This is a genomic window from Intestinibacter sp., from assembly GCF_034113885.1.
Classification (GTDB): Bacteria; Bacillota; Clostridia; order Peptostreptococcales; family Peptostreptococcaceae; genus Intestinibacter.
Genome location: NZ_JAXEWM010000166.1, coordinates 1 through 5997, shown reverse-complemented (window position 1 = coordinate 5997; position 5997 = coordinate 1). Strand labels below are relative to the sequence as shown.

Sequence of the window (5997 nt, the reverse complement as noted above, 5' to 3'; positions counted from 1 at the left end):
ATTAGAAATTTAGTGAGGATAATAGTATGAAAAGAGATACATTAAAGATAATTCCACTTGGTGGGCTAGGTGAAATAGGCAAAAATATAACAGCGATAGAATACGAGGACGAAATAATAGTAATAGATTGTGGAGTTTCATTTCCAGACGACGATATGCTGGGGATAGATTTAGTTATTCCAGATATAACTTATTTATTAGAAAACAAAGATAAAATAAAGGGGCTGTTCATAACTCATGGACACGAGGATCATATAGGCTCAATACCGTATATTTTAAGACAGCTAAATATGGATATATACGCAACTCGCCTGACTATTGGACTTATTGCGTGTAAATTAGAGGAACACAAAATTATAGATACGGCGAATTTAATTCCTGTTAAAGAAGGAGATGTAGTAAATTTTAATAAATTAAGTGTGGAATTTATAAGAGCTACACATAGTATAGCTGATTCATGTTCTCTTGCAATTTTTACTCCATTGGGCACAGTTGTTCATACTGGCGACTTCAAAATAGATTATACTCCAATTGACGGCAGAGTTATGGATTTAAATAGATTTTCAGAATTAGGAGAAAATGGAATTTTGCTTTTGATGGCGGATAGCACTAATGTAGATAGAAGCGGTCATTCTCTATCAGAAAGGACAATAGGCGAAACTTTAAATAGAATTCTAAATAATGCAAAGGGAAGAGTAATAGTGGCTACATTTGCATCTAATATACATAGAATTCAACAGATAGTAGATGCATCCTTGAGAGAAAATAGAAAAATATGCTTTAGTGGAAGGAGTATGGAAAATGTAAGCAATGTGGCTATGGAGCTAGGCTATCTTCATATACCAGAGGAGTCTCTAATTGATTTAGACGAAATAGACAGCTATGGCTCTAAAATAACTATAATAACTACAGGAAGTCAAGGAGAGCCGATGGCGGGACTTTCTAGAATTGCTTATGGGACTCACAAGAAGATAACTTTGGAGCCAGATGATTTATTTATAATTTCAGCATCTCCTATTCCAGGCAACGGCAAGATGATTTCTAAGGTCATAAATCAGCTCTATAAAAAAGGCGCTGAGGTAATATATGAAGATTTAGAAGACGTACATGTTTCGGGACATGCCTATCAAGAGGAGCTAAAGCTAATTCACTCTATCACAAAGCCTAAATATTTTATGCCTGTTCACGGTGAATATCGCCATCTAAAGCACCACGAGGATTTGGCTAAAAAAATGGGAATGAAGGGAGAAAATATATTCAAACTAGAAACAGGAGATGTACTTGAAATAACAAAAGACAAGGCTGTTGTAGGTGAGAAAGTTCGTACAGGAGTTTTATATGTAGATGGAATAGGTGTAGGCGATGTAGGCAATATAGTTTTAAGAGATAGGAGAAATCTTGCTAGAGACGGTATGGTAATAATTGTATTTGCAATAGACAAGGATAATTTTTATCTTGCCTCAGGACCAGATGTAATAACTAGAGGATTTATATATGCTAGAGAAAACGAAAATTTAATAAACGAAATAAAGGAAATTTCAAGACAAAAAATAGAAGAGTGTCTAGATGACAAATCGACTCAATGGCAGATATTAAAAACTAGCGTCAGAAAAGCAGTTGAGCTATTGTTATTTGAAAAAACTAAAAGAAGACCAAGTGTATTTCCTATAATAATGGATGTGTAAAATCTACATTATTAATATTTAAAATAAAGATTTTATTATAAAAAAAAATGAGTTATTATTAAATAGTAATGAAAATAGTATAATAATTACTTAGATATAATTGCTATAAAAACAATTTAAAATTTAGAGAATAGAGGGGAAGTTTATTGAGTAAATACATTGAATTTAGAGATGTAAAAAAGGTTTATCAGATGGGAGAGGTCAAGATAGAAGCTTTAAGTGGAGTCAACTTCTCTGTTGATAAGGGAGAATTTGTAGTAGTTGCAGGTGCAAGTGGTGCCGGAAAAAGTACGATACTAAATATATTAGGTGGTATGGATAGTCCTAGCAGTGGTCAAATTATAGTCGACAATAAGTATATAAATAATTACTCAAATAAAGAGTTGATTACTTATAGAAGATACGATATTGGATTTGTATTTCAGTTTTACAATCTAGTTCAAAATTTAACTGCAAAGGAAAATGTAGAGCTAGCTACTCAAATTTGCAAAGATCCGCTGGATATAGATGAAGTCATGGAGGCTGTAGGATTAGCCGACAGAAAGGACAATTTCCCAGCACAATTATCAGGTGGAGAACAGCAGAGAGTGGCAATAGCAAGGGCTCTTGCTAAAAATCCAAAGCTTCTTCTATGTGATGAGCCAACTGGAGCACTAGATTACAACACAGGTAAATCAATTTTAAAATTACTACAAGACACATGTAGAAAAATGAAGATGACAGTAATAATAATCACACATAACTTAGCCTTAACACCGATGGGTGACAAAGTAATAAGAGTAAAAAACGGTAAAATAGAAAGCGTAGTCGTAAATGAAAATCCAACTCCTGTAGAAAGGATTGAATGGTAATATGAAAAACGTACTTACAAAGGACTTTATAAGGGATATAAAAAATTCTAAGGGAAGATTTATTTCTATTTTACTAATTGTTACGTTGGGAGTTGCATTTTTCTCGGGAATAAAAGCATCTCCTCTAGTTATGAAGAAGACATCTGATTCCTACTATGATGATTATAATTTGATGGATATTAGAGTTACATCTACTTTAGGGCTTACAGATGATGATGTAGATGCACTCAAGAGGATAAAAAATGTCGATGGAATAAAAGGAACCTATTCTATCGATGCAATTTCAAATTACAGTGACAAGGACAGTGTAGTTCAAATTCAGAGCATAAATTTAGAGGATTTAGAACAAAATAATGAGGATTATATGAATCGACTAAATGTAGTCGAAGGAAGACTTCCTCAAAAAAGTGGAGAATGTGTAATTGAAAAATCAAAATATCAATTTTTAAATTATCCTATAGGAAGTACTATAACTATTAGCTCTGGTACAGATGAGGATATAGGCGAAACCTTAAATAAAAAACAATACAAGGTTGTAGGATATGTAAATACTCCTTATTATTTATCACATGAAAAGGGAAATACATCTATAGGAAGTGGAAAAATACAAGGCGCAATGATGATCTTAGATGACGATTTTAAATTAGATGTATATACTGATATTTATTTAACTGTAAAAGGAGCAGATAAGCTAGATACATATTCAGATGAGTATCAAGAGCTTATCGATTCTGTTGTAGATGATATAGATGCTATTACAGATGAACGAATAGATGCTAGATATAATCAAGTTGTATCAGAAGCTCAAGCAGAGCTAGACGATGCTAAAGAAGAATACGAAGAAAATAAACAAAAAGTTGAAAAAGAACTAAATGATGCACAGGATAAAATAGACGAATCTAAAGCAGAGCTAGAAGATGGGAAGGCTGAATTAAAATCTCAAAAAGCCAAGGCGAAGAGAGAAATAGCAAATGGAAAAGCTCAAATAGAAGATGCAAAAGAACAACTTGAATCAGGTAAAAAACAATATCAAAGTGCATTAAAAGAATTCAATCAGAAAAAAGCGACTGCTGAAAAAGAATTTGCAAAGGCAGAGGCGCAAATTGAAGAATTAGAATCACAAAAATCACAGCTAGAGGAGGGCATAGCTCAAATTAATCTTGCATTAAGTGATCCTACTCTACCTGAAGAACAAAAGGCTTACTATCAAAGTCAATTAGATACTATGAATGCTAACTTAGAACAATTAACTCTAGGAATATCATCAGGTAAGAATGAATTGTCTAAACAAAAGCAAGCTCTAAAGGATGGGGAAAACGAATTAAATAAAACTAAACAAAAGCTAGATTCAAGTGAAGAAAAAATAAAACAGTCAGAGGCGAAGTTAAAAAAATCTGAACAAACAGCTAATGCAGAAATTAAAAAGGCAGAGCAAAAAATCGAAGATGGAGAAAAAAAATTAAAAGAAGGGCAAGAAACTCTAGACAAAAATAAAGAAAAAGCAGAAAAAGAATTGTCAAAGGCAAAAAAGAAAATCGACGATGCTCAAAAAGAAATTAATAAAATAGAACATCCAACATGGTATGTTTTAGACAGAGATAGCCATAGATCATTTGCAGAGTACGAAGGCTGTGCAAATAGTATAGATGCCTTAGCTAAGATATTCCCTGTATTTTTCTTTGCAGTAGCAGCACTTGTATGCTTGACGACTATGACTAGAATGGTCGATGAGCAGAGAATAAATATAGGAACACTAAAAGCATTGGGATATACAGTATTTGACATAGCTAAAAAATACATACTATATGCATTTAGTGCAAGTATTGCAGGAAGTATCTTAGGATTAATAATAGGATTTACAGTATTCCCACTTGTAATTTTCTATGCTTATGGAATGATGTACACCTTACCAACTATGCAATTTGCAATTGACTTCAAGCTTGCCGTTGGAATTACTTTAGTTGCCGTTTTAGTTACTACGCTTTCTGCATACTTAGCTTGTAGAAAGGAACTATTAGAAGAGCCTTCTACACTTATGAGACCTAAGGCGCCTAAAAATGGTAAGAGAATTTTACTTGAAAGAATAGGCTTTATATGGAATAGATTGAGTTTTATAAGTAAGGTAACTTTTAGAAATATATTCAGATATAAAAAGAGATTTTTAATGACAGTGCTTGGAATTGCTGGATGTACAGCTCTTATAGTTACAGGATTTGGAGTAAAGGATTCTATACAAATGATAGTGTCAGGACAATACGGAGAACTATTTAAATACGATATGGAAATTGCAGCTTCAAATGATATAACTGAAAAGGAAACTGAAGATTTAGTTAAACAATTGGATGAAAATGGAAAAATTAAAGGCTACGGATTATTTGTATATGAAAATGGAGAAGTAAAAACTGATGTAGCAAGTGAAGATGTAAAAATCGTAATACCAGATAACTTAGACGAATTTGGAAAATTTATTAATCTTAGAGAAAGAATTGGACACAAAAAGCTTTCACTAAATAATGATGGATTAATTCTTAGTGAGAAAACAGCTAGAACATTAGATGCATCAGTAGGTGATACTATAAAATTAAAAAATGGCGATGACATTACTGCAGAGGCAAAAATCATTGGGATAACAGAAAATTATTTGTCACATTATGCATATATGACAAAAGATTATTATAATAAACTATTTAATAATGTTCCATCTAACAATAAAGTTTTATGTACTTTAAATGATACTTCATCAAAAACAGAAGAAAAATTATCAGAGGAAATAAATAAAATGGATTCAGTATCAGGGGTAGTATTTAACACTGCATCTAAAGAGACATTTAGCAACACAATTAAAAACTTAAATTATGTAGTTTTAGTCATAATAATTTCAGCTGGAGCTTTAGCATTTGTAGTTTTATACAACTTAACAAATGTAAATATTTCAGAGAGAGTTAGAGAAATTGCGACAATTAAAGTCCTAGGCTTCTACGATGGAGAGACAGCGGCATATATTTACAGAGAAAATATATTATTAACTCTAGTAGGTATAGTATTTGGACTTGGACTTGGAAAAATACTTCACCAGTATATTATGATAACCGTCGAGATAAAATCAATGATGTTTGGTAGAATTATAAGTCCGAAGAGCTATGTAATAGCGGCTATTTTAACTGTAGTACTTTCTTTTATAGTAAACTTTGTGATGTACTTCAAGTTGAAAAGAGTAAAAATGGTTGAATCTCTAAAATCAGTAGATTAATAAAAATTATTTTTTAAAAATCAATGTCAAAAACATGGTAGCCCTCATAATATATTTTAGAAACAAATTTTCATCAACAAGGGGGTACAATATATGTTAGATAGATTTTTTGGAGGCTGTGGATGCGATGGAGGATTCTTTGGCATGGGATGGTGGATAATAATATTATTCTTCCTATTCCTAGCATTCCAAGATTGCTGGGCTGATATAG

At 32.1% G+C, this 5997-nt stretch carries 3 protein-coding genes; all 3 read left to right on the top strand.

Annotated elements, in window-relative coordinates:
- Positions 1 to 26: 26 nt before the first annotated feature.
- The gene (locus SPD90_RS10395) at positions 27 to 1685 is read left to right on the top strand and encodes a ribonuclease J (protein ID WP_320925179.1); all 1659 of its coding nucleotides are present in this window, start codon (positions 27 to 29) and stop codon (positions 1683 to 1685) included.
- Between the two features lie 191 nt (positions 1686 to 1876).
- Positions 1877 to 2536 (top strand): ABC transporter ATP-binding protein, encoded by a 660-nt coding sequence (locus tag SPD90_RS10390; RefSeq protein ID WP_334301802.1) that lies wholly within the window; start codon positions 1877 to 1879, stop codon positions 2534 to 2536.
- Position 2537: 1 nt separating this feature from the next.
- Positions 2538 to 5786, top strand: a complete 3249-nt coding sequence (locus tag SPD90_RS10385) for an ABC transporter permease (RefSeq protein WP_320925177.1) — start codon at positions 2538 to 2540, stop codon at positions 5784 to 5786.
- Positions 5787 to 5997: the final 211 nt, after the last annotated feature.